The sequence below is a fragment of the Affinundibacterium seohonense genome (assembly GCF_014284305.1).
GTDB classification, from domain to species: Bacteria; Pseudomonadota; Gammaproteobacteria; order Burkholderiales; family Burkholderiaceae_D; genus Undibacterium; species Undibacterium seohonense.
In genome coordinates this window covers 175,376-191,007 of sequence record NZ_JACOFW010000003.1, presented here as the reverse complement: position 1 = coordinate 191,007, position 15,632 = coordinate 175,376, and the positions used below count along the sequence as shown (strand labels likewise).

Genomic DNA, 15,632 nt, shown 5'->3' with positions numbered 1-15,632 from the left:
TCGATTTGTAGGGCTGGTGCAATTCACGTCGTTTAAAAATTGCGCAGGCGTGAGCCATCGACAGGCGGCGCGGGTTGCGCCCGCCCTACATTTTTTGATTTCCCCTCCCGAATACAGGAGAGGGAACTCTTTTACAGATTACTTGGCTTGCACGGTCAATTCACCATTGACCACACGTGGGATACCGTAAGGATTGGCATCTTGCAAGCTGGTTGGCAAGAGTTCAGCAGGGAACTCTTGATAACAAACTGGACGCAAGAAACGATCAATCGCACTGGCACCAACCGAAGTTGAACGGCTGTCCGAAGTCGATGGGAAAGGACCACCATGCACCATCGCGTGACAGACTTCGACACCTGTTGGAAAACCATTAAACAAGATACGACCAGCTTTACGTTCCAAGGTCGGTAACAAGGATTTAGCAATCGCGTAATCTGCTGCGGTTGCGTGCACAGTCGCCGTTAATTGGCCTTCGATGTGTTCAGCAATTGCTTGCATTTCGGTCAGGTCTTTGCAGCGAATCAAGAGCGAAGATGGACCAAAAACTTCATCATGCAATGCAATATTATTTAAGAAATCTTTTGCATGGCAGACTGCCAGATTAGCGCGTGCTGCACACGGTGTCGTCGCTTCTTGACCTTGTGCCAAAACCGCGACTCCACTGACTTGATTTAAGCGTTCAACACCTGAGCTGTAGGCTTGATGAATGCCTGGCGTTAACATCGTGGCTGCAGGTTTTGCCTGTAATGCCGCACTTGCTTTATCAATAAAGCCCTGTAACTCTGGACTGTCTAACGCGATGACCATGCCAGGATTGGTACAGAATTGTCCCGCACCCATCGTCAATGAATCGGCGAAACCTTGCGCAATGCTCGCACCCTTGGTTTTTAATGCATCGGGCAGTAAGAAAACAGGATTGATACTACTCATCTCCGCATATACAGGAATCGGTTCCGCACGTGCTGCGGCAGTACGCACCAACGCCATACCACCTTGACGAGAGCCAGTGAAGCCGACGGCTTTGATTGCAGGGTGGGCGACTAAACTTTGGCCGATCTGACGACCATCACCAATTAACATGGAGAATACGCCGGTCAAACCACAATCTTTCGCAGCTTGCTGTATCGCTTTACCGACTAATTCGGACGTACCGAGATGCGCGCTATGTGCTTTGACAACCACTGGGCAACCTGCTGCGAGAGCGGATGCAGTATCACCACCAGCAACGGAGAATGCTAACGGGAAGTTACTTGCGCCGAAGACCGCAACTGGGCCTAATCCAATTTTACGCAAACGTAAATCAGGACGTGGCGGAACGCGTTCTGGCAAGGCAGAATCAAGTGTTGCAGACAGATAGGCACCATCGCGCACAACTTTGGCGAACAATCGCAATTGATTCATCGTGCGACCACGTTCGCCTTCCAAACGCGCTACTGGCAAGCCAGTTTCTTGATGCGCACGTTCGATTAGCGTGTTACCCAGTGCTAAAATATTTTCAGCAATTTTCTCTAAAAATGTCGCTCGTTGCTCCGGGGTGGTTTCACGATAGCTATCGAATGTGGCTGCTGCCAATTGACATGCTTGATCGACATCCTCTTTGGTCGCCAAACCAAATGCGGGTTCGAATTCGCTGTTAGTGGCGGGATTGATCGCTTTGATCGTGCCCGCACTACCGAATAGGGATTCCTGGCCGATGACCATGCTTCCTGTGATTTGCATGCATTACTCCTTGATTCGTAATCTTACGTTGATGAACATTTCATTTTAACTGGGCGATTGCGCCCAGTCTTGATGGAAATCGTCATCATTCGTGCTTATTTTTACGCTGACTTCGACGTTTATTGCGGACCTTGCGCGCGAATTAACTTTAACAGCATTTCATCTTCTTCCGCTGTTAGGTCAGTCAACGGTGCACGCACTGGACCGCCGCTGCGACCAACTAAGCGTGCACCAGCTTTGACGATACTCACTGCATAGCCAGCCTTACGATTACGGATATCGAGGTATGGGAGGAAGAATTCATCGATTAAACGATTCGTCGTTGCGAAGTCATCGGCCGCAGTTGCATGGTAAAAATCCATTGCCAATTTCGGAACGAAATTGAATACCGCAGACGAATACACTGGTGTGCCGATCGCTTTGTAAGCACCAGCAAAAATCTCTGCTGTCGGTAAACCGCCGAGATAGCTGAAGCGATCACCCATACGGCGCCAGATGGACACCATCAATTCGATGTCACCGACACCGTCTTTAAAACCGATGAGATTTGGGCAACGTGCTGCTAGTTTTTCCAAAGAGTCTGGTGTCAAGCGGCAATTAGCACGGTTGTAGACAACCACACCAATACTGACGGATTTACAAACTTCGGCAACATGCTCGATCAAGCCATCTTGGCTAGCTTCGGTTAAATAATGCGGCAACAACAACAAACCCTGAGCACCTAAACGCTGCGCATCCTGCGCTAACGCAATCGCAGTGCGTGTGGGGCCACCGACACCCGCCAAAATTGGCACTTTGCCACGGCAAGTATCAACTGCAGTACGGATCACATCGCTGTATTCGCCTGGTGTCAAAGAAAAGAATTCACCTGTCCCACCCGCGGCAAACAAAGCACTCGCACCATACGGCGCTAACCACTCCAGACGTTCAGCATAAGTATCAGCACGGAAGTCATCATTTTCATCGAAGTCGGTGATAGGAAAGGATAAGAGTCCAGACGAGAGGATTTGTTTGAGTTCTTGCGGGTGCATAGTGTCTCCAGTGATAAATGCAGGAAATTGGGTGGAATTGGAAAAAATCATGGGTCTAAATTTAAGTGATACGTCATCGTACAACTTAAAATTGGTTTTTGCAAAGGGTTTTTTCGAATTTATTGATGGTGAAGATTTTGTTGTTCTTAATGAAAGGATTTGCTTGAATGTTTTGGCGCACCTTCCCCTTCAAGGGGAAGGCTGGGATGGGGATGGGTAATTACTAGGGACTCGGGCGAAAGTTTTCAGCAAGTTTGGTTATTTTTTTGGGGCTGAATTTTCTTGGGTAATGTTTATTTTCGCGAATGGTTTGTGGTCCGAAGGTCGGGTGTGGCCCGACAGCCACTTCCTTTCTTTGCTTCGCCAAAGAAAGGAAGCAAAGAAAGGCGACCACGCTGCCACTGGCCTTCGGCTTCCCAATTGTGCAGGACAAAAAATGGGAAAGTGTCGAAACTCGCTTCGCTCAGACAACGACACTTTCTTTATCCATTTTCTGTCCTGCACAATTGGCAGTGTCAGAAGTGGATGAAGATCAAAATCAACTACAACACCAAAAGCAACGGCAACACTAAAACAATCAGTATCATCGAACCTTCATTTTCTAATGTCGGTTGTTGGTCGTCGTTTTTGACTTTGTTTTTGACCTACCCCCGTTTGAGACGATGTAATTTGTGCTTCGCAAAAAATGGATAAGAAAGTGTTGCTGTCTGAGCGCAGCGAGTTTCAACACTTTCCCATTTTTTGTGACGCACAAATTATGCTGAAGCGAAGCGTAAGCACCCCGAAGGGGCGAGTCTACGGTCGCCTTTTTTGGATTACCTTTTTTGGCGAAGCAAAAAAGGTGATTGGCTGTCGGGCCACACCCGACCTGTGAACGATGAAAATAGCTGACAATTGGTGGGAATACAGACAGTGTAGAGCCCGAATTTAATGATTTAAAAGAAGAAAAGAAAATCAGCCCGCCCCCTCAATCACCTCCTGCGCCAACCTCAATCTCTCCCGACTATTACTCAAATGCGTCCGCATAGCCGCCCGCGCTGCCTCAGGATCTTTACGCAAAATCGCATTAAAAATATCCTCATGCTCATGATGCACGCGCACCAAATAAGCAGATGGATCATCTTGATTGAGTTGCGCGGTATTCAAACGTGCACGCGGAATCAAGGTGTGTCCCAAATGCCCAAGTAACTCAACAAAATAAGGATTGCCAGTCGCTTGGGCAATCAATAAGTGAAAGCGCACATCGGCATCGACGGAATGTGCGCCAGACTCGACCGTGGCGCGCATTTGTTGCAGGACCGCGCGCATCTCTTCGACCTGTGCTTCACTGCGGCGCGCGGCGGCATGCCAAGCGGCTTCGGTTTCCAAACTGATGCGAATTTCTAATACCGCGAGTACGTCGCGTACCGTCACGATCGACGAATTTTGTAAGCCCAGATGATGCGAAGGTGCGAGTACAAAAGTGCCAATGCCGTGCCGCGTTTCGACTAAGCCGGCTGCTTTCAGTTGCGAAATCGCCTCACGCACAACGGTGCGGCTGACGCCATAAACCTGCATGATTTCCGATTCTGTCGGCAGCTTTTCTCCAACTTTTAAATCATCGCTCTTAACGCGTGTCGTTAAGTGATCGACCACTGCGCTGGCAAGATTACGTGGTTTGCTGCGAATGGGGACTGGGTTGGCGTTTGTGCTGGTCATATTGAAATTGATCTTTGTTTGTTGAGACTAAACCAAAACGAAATGCGGTAGGATGGAGGCTTAGTCATTTCTTGTATGATAACCGATAAGTCCTCACTGTTGAAATGGGTTTCTATGTTGAGAAAAAGTGAAAAACCAGATCAATGAATCTTGGTTGTACGATATGGATATTACCCCCCCCTCTCCCGCATGCGGGAGAGGGTAGGGGTGAGGGAGGTTCAGATTCAAATGGCGCAGTTCAATTGCCATTAATCAATCGCATTTAAAAGACGACAAAGTTCTGAAATGACTCAAACACCCCATCCCCACCCTAGCCCTCCCCTTGAAGGGGAGGGAACTATCTGTGTGGCTGCAACTTGTATCGTTACCACTGCTTTGAAGGAGAGGAACCTAGGAGAGATAAGTGCTGTTGACAGCTTCTTCAATGGGGTTTTTCAACAAAGCCTGTAAACGCGCAGCCCCAACTGGCTCTTGTTCTTGTAAGGCAATCACCGCCCAGCGCTTAGCATGTTGTTCCGACACTGCTTGAATCTGCGCTAATTCATTGTGTGCCCGTTGTTGCAATAAGGCTGATGTGGGATGCGCTAAGGCGAGGCTATTGTTAATGACCCAAGCCCAAGGCTCAATCCCCGCACGTCGTAAATCATGCTGCAAGCTTGCCGCTTCCAACACCGGCGTGGTTTCTGCCAGCGTGACAATTAGTATCTTGGTTTGCTGCGGATCTTGTAGTTGCATCATCGGCGTATTAAAACGCACCCCAGTGCTTTCCATTTGACGCGCGATTTCGCGGTGATAAGCACCCGTTGCATCGAGCAATAACAAAGTATGCCCCGTCGGCGCGGTATCCATTACGACAAACTTTTTTCCGGCTTCACGAATCACGCGTGAGAAAGCTTGAAACACGGCAATCTCTTCGGTACATGGCGAGCGCAGATCTTCTTCCAATAGGGCGCGACCAGCATCATCCAGATGTTTCCCTTTACTCGCCATCACTTGCGCGCGATAAGCTTCCGTCGCGGCTTGTGGATCGATACGACTGACGCTCATATTCTCGACTTCGCCACCGAGTGCCGCCAACACATGTGCTGCGGGATCGGAGGTCGTTAAATGTACTGCATGACCACGACGCGCCAACTCAACTGCGAGTGCCGCTGCCACTGTGGTTTTGCCGACACCGCCTTTGCCCATAGTCATAATCAAACCATGACCATCGGCTGTTAAATCATCAATCAAGCTGGATAAGTTTGGGCAGCTTGGCGTAGTTGATATTTCGCTTGTTGATATTTCGCTCGTCGGTATTGCCGCAGAAGATGGGTTCAACAAAGCACGCAGCGCAGGCAAGCCAACTAAGTTGAAGCCTAGCAAAGGAACATAGTCAATCGGTGCATTGACCAACACTGCAGGCATCGCGTTTAGCGTGCTTTGTTCACGTTGCACGATGGCTGCTGCCAACTTGTCATGTGCCGCCTCGGTTTCTGGCATCACGCCATTGATCACTAAATATTGATGTTGAAATCCAATCGCTGCTAATTCTTCGTGTGTGCGTGCTGCCTCACGTAAAGCCGCCGTTTGCGCACGCGCAACCAAGACCATGCGTGTGCGTTGTGGATCAGCTAAGGCTTCCACCGCAGCATGATATTGCTCGCGTTGCTTTTCTAATCCAGCTAGCGGGCCCAAGCACGATGCATCGCCTTTGCCTTCTTCTAAGAAGTCGGACCATGCACCAGGCAATTGCAACATGCGTATGGTATGACCCGTTGGCGCTGTATCGAATAGGATGTGATCAAATTGGCTGATCAAAGATTGATTGGTGAGCAAACCCGTGAACTCATCAAAAGCGGCAATCTCGGTGGTACACGCCCCAGACAATTGTTCTTCGATGCTGTTGACTACTGCATCTGGTAAGACCCCACGCACCGGGCCAACGATCTTGTCGCGATAGATTTGCGCTGCTGCTTGCGGATCAATTTCTAGAGCAGATAAATTTGCAACTGCACTCACAGGCGTGATGTGATTGCCGATCGCGATGCCAAACACTTGGCCGACATTCGACGCTGGATCGGTGCTGACTAACAGCACGCGTTTGCCAAGATCCGCCAAGTAAATGGCCGTCGCACAGGCGAGCGAGGTTTTTCCCACGCCACCTTTACCTGTGAAAAATAGAAACGCAGGGGTTTGTTCAAGAAATTTCACAAGCGACTCCAGTCGTGAATAAATGCATCAATTCGGTAAAACGAAAATGGAGGCTAACAACTTTGACCTTCACCACAACAAGGCGCAGACGCTGTCGAGTTTGCGCTAGTGCTTGTGCTAACAGAAACAGGCAAGATGCTTAAACCAAGCCAACGTGCCAACTCCGCACGACGTGGATAACGATTCGTGAGCGCGATTTCACCATCGAGCAAAATCAAAGGTAAACCTTCTTGACCCGAACGCTCTAAAAAACTTTTTACGACTGCGTTCTCAGCAAATGCCATCGGTTGTTGTGCCAGATTAAAGCGCTCTATTTGCGCACCTTGCTTCTTTGCCCAATCGATATCCGCGGCAAAGCTGACTAATTGTTGATCTGCATCGACACCGCAGACACCCGTATTGCAGCACATGGCGGGGTCAAAGATTTGTAGGGTTTTCATACTGCTTTTCCAGTTTCAATGTTGACATACCGAATCGATGCACATTACAGCATATAGATCCAGTCACACTTTGCGCTAACGCATAGTTGGTGGATTAAGCCATGATATTGGCGATCTTATCCATCTCTGCCTTTAACGCAGCTTTATCGTGCTGCAAGGTGTCGAGCGGTAAAGCCAAGAAAGCTTCAATCCGAGCGCGCAAAATACGATAGGCCTGCATAAAACTCGCATCGATTTCGGCATCGGTACCGGTCGCATGGGCGGGATCTTCCACACCCCAATGCGTGCGTAATACAGGCCCTAGATACGCAGGGCAAGTTTCGCCTGCTGCGCTTGCGCAGACCGTGATGACGATGTCGGGTGTCGCGGGTAAGTTATCCCAAGATTTGCTGAAATAGCCTTCGGTGTTAATACCTTCACGCGCCAATAATGCCAGCGAACGAGGATGCACTTGCCCAGTCGGCTTACTACCCGCGCTCATCGCGCGCCAACCCGCTGGTGCTAAGTGATTGAATGTCGCTTCGCCCAAAATGGAGCGGCAAGAATTACCCGTGCAGAGAAATAAAACGTTCATGATGTGATGATCCTGAGTGACAATTATTGAGAGGAGGATTTCGGATACAACCAGTTAAATAAAACAGTCGCACAAGCAGCACCGACTAACTGCGCCACAATAAAGCCCGGCGCATCGACAGGGCGTATGCCAGCAAAAGTATCGCTCATTGAGCGCGCTAAAGTCACAGCTGGATTGGCAAAGGATGTAGAGGAAGTGAACCAATACGCCGCCGTGATATAGGCCGCTACTGCGAATGGCGTAGTGGCAGGTCGCGTACGAGAGGTGCTGATGATGACGGCGATTAAACCAAACGTCGCAATGCATTCACTCCACCATTGTGATGCGCCTGTACGTATATGTGTCGATGCAAAAAATATGTGCAAATCAAACATACCATGCGCTGCTGCGACTCCCGCAAAAGCGCCAAGAATTTGCGCGACGATGTAAGGGAGGATGAACTGTGTAGGTAAGTTCTTTTGCCATGCTTCGGACAAGGTCACCACAGGATTAAAATGTGCGCCGGATAAATTACCAAACATCAGAATTAAAGCAATTAAACCTGCTCCGGTCGCCAGTGCATTCGCTAATAAAGCGATAGCAGTATTTCCGCTAGAAAGTGTTTGCGCCATGATGCCTGAGCCGACCACAACGGCGAGTAAAAATGCGGTTCCCAGAAATTCAGCGACGAGTTTTTTTAACATAGAATTGCCAGCGGTCATACTTGGGTTTCTCCGATTTTTTTCATCTCGTGGTGAATCGCATTTTTCTCTAGCATGGACAACGGCAAGCTCACAAAAATGCTGATGCGTGCCATGATTTGACGGAAAACTTTGTGAAACAGTGCGCGCTTTTCTTCATCACTACCGTTTAATGCAGCAGGGTCTTCGAAACCCCAGTGCGCAGTCAAAGGATGCCCTGGCCAAATCGGACAGACTTCGCCAGCAGCGTTATCACATACGGTGATAATGAAATCCATTTGAGGCGCATCGGCCGCAGCAAGCTCATCCCAACTTTTGCTGCGTAAATTCGTGACGGGATAATCTGTGTGCTCAATTTGCTCAATCGCAAAAGGATTCACCGTGCCATTTGGAAAACTGCCCGCAGAATAGCCTTGAAAGCGTCCATGACCCATGGTCGTAATTAAGGCTTCCGCCATCACGCTGCGTGCTGAGTTACCGGTACACAAAAAGAGCACATTAAAGGTTTTGTCTGTCATGTTGGTTTTACCGAGAAAAGTAGAAATAGTAGATATGCGTGTTTTTTAGTTTGCAGCATCACAAGCTAGTGTGGAATTGGTCGAGCAAGGATTGCCACCGCAGCAGCTTTCTGTCAGGAATCCTAATAACTCGTTCATGACTGCAAAGTTAGCCGAGTAAATGATGAACCTCCCATCCTGTCGCGCCATGATCAAGCCAGCATGCGACAGCTCTTTTAGATGGAAGGATAAAGAAGAAGAAGGCACCTCAAGTTGCTCAGCAATTTTGCTAGCGGCTAAGCCTTCAGGACCAACGGCGACCAACAAACGAAATATTGCTAGCCGTGATTCTTGTGCCAGTGCGGCGAGGGCGGTGATGGCGGATTTGGTTTCCATGTATGCTTTTGAGATTGGGTTTCATTAATCGGGTTTACGCAAAACAGACGCTAGCGTCTTTACAGTCGCCTCGCCGTACAATTTGTACTTTCGGCGACGCGCCTAGCTAGCGCAATTTTGCGTAAGCCCTAATCAAAATTTGTTTGATTTCGATAATTCTATATTTATCGAAATATAGAATCAAGCTTAATTTAAATGACGATCAGTTTTTAAGTCAGTCTTAATGACTAAGTAGGAGGCTTGTGATTGTGCGATCGTCTAGGATATTTTTCATGTTGACGTGAAATGTCCTGATTAGTCTAAGTCGACAAAGACTCTTTGTAGCCAAGTCGCTTTTGAAATTCTGAAGTTACGTTCTTTTTTGACTAGCCGCGATGATCTGCGCAGTGACAAGATCAACATCGACTAGCGGATTTGCAGCAACTGAGCGACACCACATTTGCCCGTCCAATACACAGCTAGACAACATACCAGCAGGCAGTGCAGCAAGAAATTCTGAGGTGGATAGATGACGTGGTCGAAAGACATTAACTGCCGTTTGGGGTGGATTCCACAACTCAAGATGGTCTGTTTGTTCGATATTCTGGGCGAGCGTATCAGCAGCTTGCATCAAAAATTCAAGTCGTTGTGCAAGACCATTCTGTCCCCACGCTAACAGCGTCGCAAGTAAAGGAATTGCAGCAGCAGAACGTGATCCTTGCACGCCGACATTGGGTTTCGCCAAATATCCGCCGCCAAAACTGATTGCTTGATTTGCCGTGCTTAAGTCGCGGAACATAATCATGGCGGAGTCTTTGGGTTGAAATAGCCATTTATGGGCAGAGATCGCCACCGAGTCAGCTTTCTCTATGCCGCTCAAACGATCAGAATACTTGGGACTCAAGCGCAGTGGTCCAGCCCATGCCGCATCGATGTGCGTCCATGCGGCGACACCACTTAGTGTTAGGGGATCAATCGCGCCCGTTGCGGTAGTGCCAGCGTTCAATACCAAGCAGGCTTTTTCTAAATTGGGGAGTTGATCAACATCCAAGCGTCCCTGTGTATCAAGACCAACTTTGACCAGCTCTAAACCAAGTAGGCGACACGCTTTTTCTACACTCAGATGAGCTGCTTGCGATGTCACCACTTTTCGAATTCCCGCAACATCACGCGCAGCCCAAATGCCAGTTAAGTTAGCGATGGTAGAGCCTGAGCAAAAGTGACCTCCCTGCATATCAAAATACGGGACTAGCCAATCGAATACCTGCTTTTCCGCTTGGGTGGCAAACGGTGAAGTTGCTTCATGCAGCAAATTTTGGTTGAGACTGGCATTCCACATTGCCATCGCCCAAGTAATCCATGGAGTTGGTGGGTCCATGTGTGCCATCGATGTATGTGCACCTAGCTGTGCAGCGTGACCAAGTACCTGAGGTGCAAGCAAATTCAATACTTCAACTTCTCCTAGACCAACAAGTGGTAAGTTAGTTGGCAGATCAGACACTTCTGTACTTCTTGAAGTCATTAGCCTGAGCGCTTGCGTCAAACCTTCTGTATCAACAAAACTGGAATCGAAACGATGCATACAAAATCCTAGAAATTTGAATCTAATTGAAAGTATCTTGCTACCCGAAAGCTGATATGCGCGCTCTATAGCTGCACCATAATTTCACACCACAATCATGATCAGGATTCTCTGTTGAAAAGGCTGCTTTTGCTAGCTTTAATTTGTCGTCTATTTGTATTTTGTGTGGACACTTTTTTTGCTACAAACTTCAGTCTTTCCTGCTTACGACGAGGTCTTCAATACGGATTGAATGAAAGGCGCTTTGGCATCCGTATAAGCAGCCTTATCATCAACATATTGCGCAGCGAGGCGCCGTTTTAATTGCTGATACTCAGAACGCAACGCGGAATCTGCACGCAATAAGTCACGAAACCGTAGATGCTCGCACCAAATACGTGAACCGATTTCTACGCCATGTAAGTGAATGCGCAAACTGTTTGCTGGAGACTTCACAAAGTAACGTCGTGTCGGAATCTCTTTTTCATATTTGGAGACATAGTCAAATCCGAGCGCTTCTAAAGAAGTGATCTTTGATTCAATCTCGCTTAGTGCGTTTGTGCCAAGCAGAATATCAATTACGGGTTTGGCACAAAGCCCAATCACCGCGGTACTGCCAATATGTTCAATCTGGGTGTTTGTCGAAGAAAAGACCGTGAATAACTCTTCGCGGATTTGTGCAAAAATACGCGGCCATTCTTCTGAGTAAGAACTGATAACGACACTTGATTTCATATGACTTTTATTTAATTTTTATTGGACTTTTGCTCAAGCGAAAAGACGATCATTCTTGGGATTATCCTCTAAGCCCATGAGCGCGAACGACAGGTCGAAAGTGTTTTTAATGATAAGGCAGCTTCTTCTCTGATCCATTGCGCAAACGCTTGAACACTCGCTCGTTGCGCATCTTGTTCGCGATAAAGTAGCCAGTGTGAATACGGATCACGACTGCGGATGGCAAGCGGACGCACTAGTTTCTTTTCCAATAAATCCTCAATCACTAACACGTCTAGCGCGAGACCAATCCCATGATGCGATTTGGCGGTGTCGATGGCTAAATGTTCATGACTGTAGAATGGACCTTTCTTCGCATGCGCAAGTAGAGCGGTTTGATCGCTTTCAACCAAGGTTTTGAATTCGGTGAGACTGTTCAACCAAGCTTGCCAGCGTTCACCTACTTCACCGGTTTCATGATCGGGTGGTAGTGGTAAGCGAAGCAGTGTGTGGGTAGTCAAATCCGTCAAACTTTGCAGTGAACTGTGCTTAGATTTTTTCGTAGATGTCGTCACGTTACGCAAATACGTCGGGCTACATACTGGAAATAAGTAAGTCTCTTCCCACAATTTTTCCGCATGCAATCGAGTTTTCTTTGTGCCACTTGATGCCTGCTCGTAGCCACCTTTGCCATAGCGCAATACCACATCAATGCTGGTATCTTTGATCAAATCATGCGTTTGATTTTCAGACGATAAGCGCAAATCGATTTCAGGATATTGCGTATGAAAACGACTCAAGCGCGGCACCAGCCATTTCGCTGCGATGGATGGCGCAGCACTTACCACCAAAACTTGGCTATCACTATCGGGAGCACGTGCTTGCTCCAAGGCGATTTGCAATTGTAAAAACGAAGCGCTCACTTGCTCGGATAATTGTTGGCCCTTCGCTGTCAGTTGTACCAAACGATTCGAACGTACAAATAGCGCGGTGCCTAAATAGTCTTCTAAAGCCGCGAGCTGATGGCTAATCGCGGCGGGTGTCACCGAGAGTTCCTGTGCTGCTAATTTAAAACTACCAAGCCGTGCGGCCGCCTCAAAAGCACGAATGGCGCCGAGTGGAGCAGAGCGGATGTGGATAGATTTCGTCATGAGTTCAGTTTAGCAGAACTAATCCGAATCGCAAAAATCATCATTTGTCAGCGGCATCAGCGACACCTACACTGCGACTCCATCGAGTTTTTAATACTGAATTATTTGGAGCAAACCATGAAGAACACACAGATCACATCCCATCCACGACGTTTTTTATTTTTACTTGCGAGCAGTCGAGCGCAAGGCAATACCGAACAATTAGCTCGCTACGCGGCAAAGTTCTTGCCTGCCGAGGTCAAGCAAGAATGGATCAATCTACATGATTACGACATGCCGGATTTTGTCGACCAACGGCATACTGGCGACGGCGAGTATCCTGCGCCACAAGGCGCAATGCGTGAATTGCTCGACGCCACTTTATCTGCGACGGATTTGGTGTTTGTGACGCCGCTATACTGGTATAGCCTGCCAGCGTCAGCCAAGAAATACCTCGATCACTGGTCTGGTTGGATGCGCGTACCTGGTTATGACTTCAAAGAAAAAATGCGCGGTCGTCGTTTGTGGAATGTCACAGTGACAGCGGATGAAGATCAAAGCTACGCGCAAGCTTTAGTCGATAGCCTGCGCTTGACAGCGGGGTATATGGACATGCCGTGGAATGGCAGTTTGATTGGTTATGGCAATCGCCCTGGGGAGATTGTGCAGGATGTGAGTGCGTTGGAGCGAGCGGCGAAATATTTTGTTTGAGCTTTGGGGACAATATCCAAATTAAGCAGGCGGGAATCGTAATTGAGAGAAATTACGTCCATTAATAATCGCTTTCCGTTCAATTTCCGCTGCTGATTCCAACCATCCTTTTTGTTCTAAAAAAAGTAGAAATGCACGCGTGCTAATTTTACGGCAGTTGTCAGGCAATAGAAAACTGGCACGCGCGATTTTGTGATCTTCAAATAGAAATACGCCAGTCGGGGGAGGAATCCGTAGCGCAAATTCATTCATCGCTTCTTGGATCGCGAATTCACCGAGATTTGATTTCTTTTGAGGTGCTGAGGCCGATGCAAGATTCTGCTTAAAGTGTTTGAGCGTTTTTGTTTCCACGATCGGCAGTTTATTTGTCTTGACCCAATCAGAAATTATTTGACTAGTGGGTGTTTGATTGCGTGTCAGCTCGTATAGCACCATGTCAACGAGCTGCACTGACCAGCCCGGTTTGAAAATAGCATCCAACGCTTCTGCGTAAGCAAGCGTAATCAACGGTCCAGCATCGGGTAGTAGTAGAACAGGAGTTGTCTCTCTCAAATCCAACTCCATCAAGGTAATAAAGCGTGAAGACTATCTACCATGCTCTGAGTCGTTGAGTCAGGCAAGCGTGGCATCGGCAAGTGTGCCTGTGCCATCAACAAAAATAAATCCTCATCACTATCAATTCCCAATGCAGCCATGGCAGCATGGTCGTCAATACGCCCCAAAGAAAAATCTAATAAAGTCTTGAAATTCTGATTATCCGATGCCTCAGCCGCTTCAAATGTTTCAACCAAATAACGCAACTCTGCATTGAAAAGGGCGTTGATCGAGGTGTCAGATTTTGCAGCAATAATCTTGGCGCGCTTGAGTAATTCACGGTCTACTGAGCCGGTAAAGTTAACTGTTTCAGCCATAATGACCTCTTAATAAGTATAAGAATAAATACACATAAATGAGTGTAGCACATATTTGTGTGTACTTGATTGGGTGCGAATAGATGTGGCTATGGATGAATAAAACAATCCGCGTTGGCACAAAAAGCGTGCTCACTCTTGTGGCTGCTTAGAGCAAACGCTAAAGAAACTTTGCATATTCCAGCAAAATAAGCTGATAATGGCTATAATTTGCATGAAACGTCAATGAGGATTCATTCGGTGGAACTAGTAAATACGACTTTAGAACGCCCATTGCGGTCAAAACAAAGCGCCTTGAGGCAAGTGGCGAGGACTTTGCACGCTGGCAAGGTGTATCGTCGTGAGGATTTGGCGCAGGTATCTAATGCGGTTGATCGGCACCTGAGCGAATTAGTTGCTGATGGTTTTTTGAAGCGCTTGGCGCAAGGGCTTTACTACGTGCCTAAAAAATCGGTGTTTGGTGTACTTCCACCGGATGATCATGAATTGGTCACTGCTTTTTTGCGTGACAAGGATTTTTTGGTGTTCTCCCCATCAAGTTATAACGCTTTGGGCGTAGGAACTACGCAGCTTTATAACAAAACCATTGTCTACAATCACAAACGGCACGGCGTGTTTTCGTTTGGAAATCGTCAGTTTGATTTTCGAGTTAAGCCACGGTTTCCGAAAAAGCTTACTTCTGAATTTTTGTTGGTTGATGTGATTAATAATTTGGATGAATTCGCAGAGGATAAGAACCAAGTGCTTCAAATGGTTGAGCGAAAACTACCTTTATTCGATCAGGCTAAGTTGAAGCGTGCTGTTTCTGCCTTCGCTTCTGTCGCTACAAAGAAACGTTTTATAGCTTGGCGTTTTTCATCTGATCATGCTTGAGCTTTTGCATACTCGCAGCGACTTTAACGAGCTTCTTTCCATTGTTGCGCAGAAGCGCGGGATAGCGCCCGTACTCGTTGAAAAGGACTATTGGATTATGCATTGCCTGTGGGGTTTGCAGTAGTCGCAATTCCAGTTCGAGTTGAAGGGCGGTACGTCATTATCTAAGGGCTTTGGCATTATCCATCGCTTTTCGGAAGATATTGATATTCGCATAGAGCCGCCAAGTGAGTTGCAAGTTAAGGCGGGACGACATCATGACAAACCTGCGCATGTTGAATCTCGACGTGCATACTATGATTGGCTCTCGCAACACATTCGTATTTTTGGAATCGAAACCGTTCAACGCGATACTGATTGAGTTCGCTTTTTATGGACACAAGTATTGATAAAAATGAGATTATTCCATACAGTTGAATTAGATGTTAATTGTTTGGTTACTTGATTGGTAAAATCCAGAATGATTGAATGGTTTACATTGGTTGATAAAATAACTCTATAAATGGCATCGACCTGTTATTTTTA

General features: G+C 47.4%; 18 protein-coding genes. 4 read left to right on the top strand and 14 right to left on the bottom strand.

Translation table 11 applies throughout. The features are described 5' to 3' along the window. Positions 1 to 138: 138 nt before the first annotated feature. Both H8K52_RS04435 and kdgD read right to left on the bottom strand, forming a co-directional pair. A complete protein-coding gene (locus tag H8K52_RS04435) occupies positions 139 to 1,719 on the bottom strand; it encodes an aldehyde dehydrogenase (NADP(+)) (RefSeq protein WP_186921678.1) in 1,581 nt (526 codons plus the stop codon). A 119-nt stretch (positions 1,720 to 1,838) separates the two neighbouring features. Beyond that, on the bottom strand, positions 1,839 to 2,750 hold the full coding sequence (gene kdgD, locus H8K52_RS04430) for a 5-dehydro-4-deoxyglucarate dehydratase (RefSeq protein WP_186921677.1): 912 nt from the start codon (positions 2,748 to 2,750) through the stop codon (positions 1,839 to 1,841). 49 nt (positions 2,751 to 2,799) lie between these two features. On the opposite strand from kdgD, the gene H8K52_RS04425 reads away from it, so the two are divergent. Beyond that, entirely contained in the window at positions 2,800 to 2,970 is a 171-nt protein-coding gene (locus H8K52_RS04425; RefSeq protein WP_186921676.1) for a hypothetical protein, read from the top strand. A gap of 734 nt (positions 2,971 to 3,704) precedes the next feature. Here the strand turns inward: H8K52_RS04425 and H8K52_RS04420 are convergent. The 10 genes from H8K52_RS04420 to H8K52_RS04375 all read right to left on the bottom strand — a co-directional run bounded on the left by H8K52_RS04420 (position 3,705) and on the right by H8K52_RS04375 (position 12,633). Continuing rightward, complete coding sequence (locus H8K52_RS04420) at positions 3,705 to 4,448, bottom strand: FadR/GntR family transcriptional regulator (protein WP_186921675.1); 744 nt, start codon at positions 4,446 to 4,448, stop codon at positions 3,705 to 3,707. Positions 4,449 to 4,838: 390 nt separating this feature from the next. Beyond that, the gene (gene arsA / locus H8K52_RS04415) at positions 4,839 to 6,641 is read right to left on the bottom strand and encodes an arsenical pump-driving ATPase (RefSeq protein WP_186921674.1); all 1,803 of its coding nucleotides are present in this window, start codon (positions 6,639 to 6,641) and stop codon (positions 4,839 to 4,841) included. A gap of 53 nt (positions 6,642 to 6,694) precedes the next feature. Continuing rightward, positions 6,695 to 7,081, bottom strand: coding sequence for an arsenite efflux transporter metallochaperone ArsD (gene arsD, locus H8K52_RS04410; protein WP_186921673.1), 387 nt, complete (start codon positions 7,079 to 7,081; stop codon positions 6,695 to 6,697). 94 nt (positions 7,082 to 7,175) lie between these two features. Next, the gene (locus H8K52_RS04405) at positions 7,176 to 7,655 is read right to left on the bottom strand and encodes an arsenate reductase ArsC (RefSeq protein WP_186921672.1); all 480 of its coding nucleotides are present in this window, start codon (positions 7,653 to 7,655) and stop codon (positions 7,176 to 7,178) included. 23 nt (positions 7,656 to 7,678) lie between these two features. Continuing rightward, entirely contained in the window at positions 7,679 to 8,338 is a 660-nt protein-coding gene (locus tag H8K52_RS04400; RefSeq protein WP_246464269.1) for an MIP/aquaporin family protein, read from the bottom strand. A gap of 14 nt (positions 8,339 to 8,352) precedes the next feature. After that, positions 8,353 to 8,853, bottom strand: coding sequence for an arsenate reductase ArsC (locus H8K52_RS04395; protein WP_186921670.1), 501 nt, complete (start codon positions 8,851 to 8,853; stop codon positions 8,353 to 8,355). Positions 8,854 to 8,898: 45 nt separating this feature from the next. After that, entirely contained in the window at positions 8,899 to 9,228 is a 330-nt protein-coding gene (locus H8K52_RS04390) for an ArsR/SmtB family transcription factor (protein WP_186921669.1), read from the bottom strand. A 349-nt stretch (positions 9,229 to 9,577) separates the two neighbouring features. Then, complete coding sequence (locus H8K52_RS04385; RefSeq protein WP_186921668.1) at positions 9,578 to 10,789, bottom strand: pyridoxal phosphate-dependent decarboxylase family protein; 1,212 nt, start codon at positions 10,787 to 10,789, stop codon at positions 9,578 to 9,580. Positions 10,790 to 10,993: 204 nt separating this feature from the next. Next, positions 10,994 to 11,503 (bottom strand): GrpB family protein, encoded by a 510-nt coding sequence (locus H8K52_RS04380; RefSeq protein WP_186921667.1) that lies wholly within the window; start codon positions 11,501 to 11,503, stop codon positions 10,994 to 10,996. A 68-nt stretch (positions 11,504 to 11,571) separates the two neighbouring features. Continuing rightward, positions 11,572 to 12,633, bottom strand: coding sequence for a LysR substrate-binding domain-containing protein (locus tag H8K52_RS04375; RefSeq protein WP_186921666.1), 1,062 nt, complete (start codon positions 12,631 to 12,633; stop codon positions 11,572 to 11,574). 117 nt (positions 12,634 to 12,750) lie between these two features. Between H8K52_RS04375 and H8K52_RS04370 the strand changes: the two genes are divergently transcribed. Then, entirely contained in the window at positions 12,751 to 13,323 is a 573-nt protein-coding gene (locus tag H8K52_RS04370; RefSeq protein ID WP_186921665.1) for a flavodoxin family protein, read from the top strand. 21 nt (positions 13,324 to 13,344) lie between these two features. On the opposite strand, the gene H8K52_RS04365 is transcribed toward H8K52_RS04370, so the two are convergent. Together H8K52_RS04365 and H8K52_RS04360 are read right to left on the bottom strand one after the other, a co-directional pair. Beyond that, positions 13,345 to 13,875, bottom strand: coding sequence for a PWWP domain-containing protein (locus tag H8K52_RS04365; RefSeq protein ID WP_186921664.1), 531 nt, complete (start codon positions 13,873 to 13,875; stop codon positions 13,345 to 13,347). A gap of 11 nt (positions 13,876 to 13,886) precedes the next feature. Beyond that, positions 13,887 to 14,234 (bottom strand): hypothetical protein, encoded by a 348-nt coding sequence (locus H8K52_RS04360; protein WP_186921663.1) that lies wholly within the window; start codon positions 14,232 to 14,234, stop codon positions 13,887 to 13,889. 240 nt (positions 14,235 to 14,474) lie between these two features. Between H8K52_RS04360 and H8K52_RS04355 the strand changes: the two genes are divergently transcribed. Further along, positions 14,475 to 15,107: a DUF6088 family protein gene (locus H8K52_RS04355; RefSeq protein ID WP_343044126.1), complete on the top strand. Its 633-nt coding sequence runs from the start codon at positions 14,475 to 14,477 to the stop codon at positions 15,105 to 15,107. 142 nt (positions 15,108 to 15,249) lie between these two features. Continuing rightward, the gene (locus tag H8K52_RS21190; RefSeq protein ID WP_246464267.1) at positions 15,250 to 15,468 is read left to right on the top strand and encodes a nucleotidyl transferase AbiEii/AbiGii toxin family protein; all 219 of its coding nucleotides are present in this window, start codon (positions 15,250 to 15,252) and stop codon (positions 15,466 to 15,468) included. Positions 15,469 to 15,632: the final 164 nt, after the last annotated feature.

Excerpts from the sequence above, each read along its gene's own strand:
- H8K52_RS04435 (WP_186921678.1), bottom strand. The coding sequence starts at position 1,719 with ATGCAAATCACAGGAAGCATGGTCATCGGCCAGGAATCCCTATTCGGT.
- kdgD (WP_186921677.1), bottom strand. The coding sequence starts at position 2,750 with ATGCACCCGCAAGAACTCAAACAAATCCTCTCGTCTGGACTCTTATCC.
- H8K52_RS04425 (WP_186921676.1), top strand. The coding sequence starts at position 2,800 with ATGGGTCTAAATTTAAGTGATACGTCATCGTACAACTTAAAATTGGTT.
- H8K52_RS04420 (WP_186921675.1), bottom strand. The coding sequence starts at position 4,448 with ATGACCAGCACAAACGCCAACCCAGTCCCCATTCGCAGCAAACCACGT.
- arsD (WP_186921673.1), bottom strand. The coding sequence starts at position 7,081 with ATGAAAACCCTACAAATCTTTGACCCCGCCATGTGCTGCAATACGGGT.
- H8K52_RS04405 (WP_186921672.1), bottom strand. The coding sequence starts at position 7,655 with ATGAACGTTTTATTTCTCTGCACGGGTAATTCTTGCCGCTCCATTTTG.
- H8K52_RS04400 (WP_246464269.1), bottom strand. The coding sequence starts at position 8,338 with ATGTTAAAAAAACTCGTCGCTGAATTTCTGGGAACCGCATTTTTACTC.
- H8K52_RS04395 (WP_186921670.1), bottom strand. The coding sequence starts at position 8,853 with ATGACAGACAAAACCTTTAATGTGCTCTTTTTGTGTACCGGTAACTCA.
- H8K52_RS04390 (WP_186921669.1), bottom strand. The coding sequence starts at position 9,228 with ATGGAAACCAAATCCGCCATCACCGCCCTCGCCGCACTGGCACAAGAA.
- H8K52_RS04385 (WP_186921668.1), bottom strand. The coding sequence starts at position 10,789 with ATGCATCGTTTCGATTCCAGTTTTGTTGATACAGAAGGTTTGACGCAA.
- H8K52_RS04380 (WP_186921667.1), bottom strand. The coding sequence starts at position 11,503 with ATGAAATCAAGTGTCGTTATCAGTTCTTACTCAGAAGAATGGCCGCGT.
- H8K52_RS04375 (WP_186921666.1), bottom strand. The coding sequence starts at position 12,633 with ATGACGAAATCTATCCACATCCGCTCTGCTCCACTCGGCGCCATTCGT.
- H8K52_RS04370 (WP_186921665.1), top strand. The coding sequence starts at position 12,751 with ATGAAGAACACACAGATCACATCCCATCCACGACGTTTTTTATTTTTA.
- H8K52_RS04360 (WP_186921663.1), bottom strand. The coding sequence starts at position 14,234 with ATGGCTGAAACAGTTAACTTTACCGGCTCAGTAGACCGTGAATTACTC.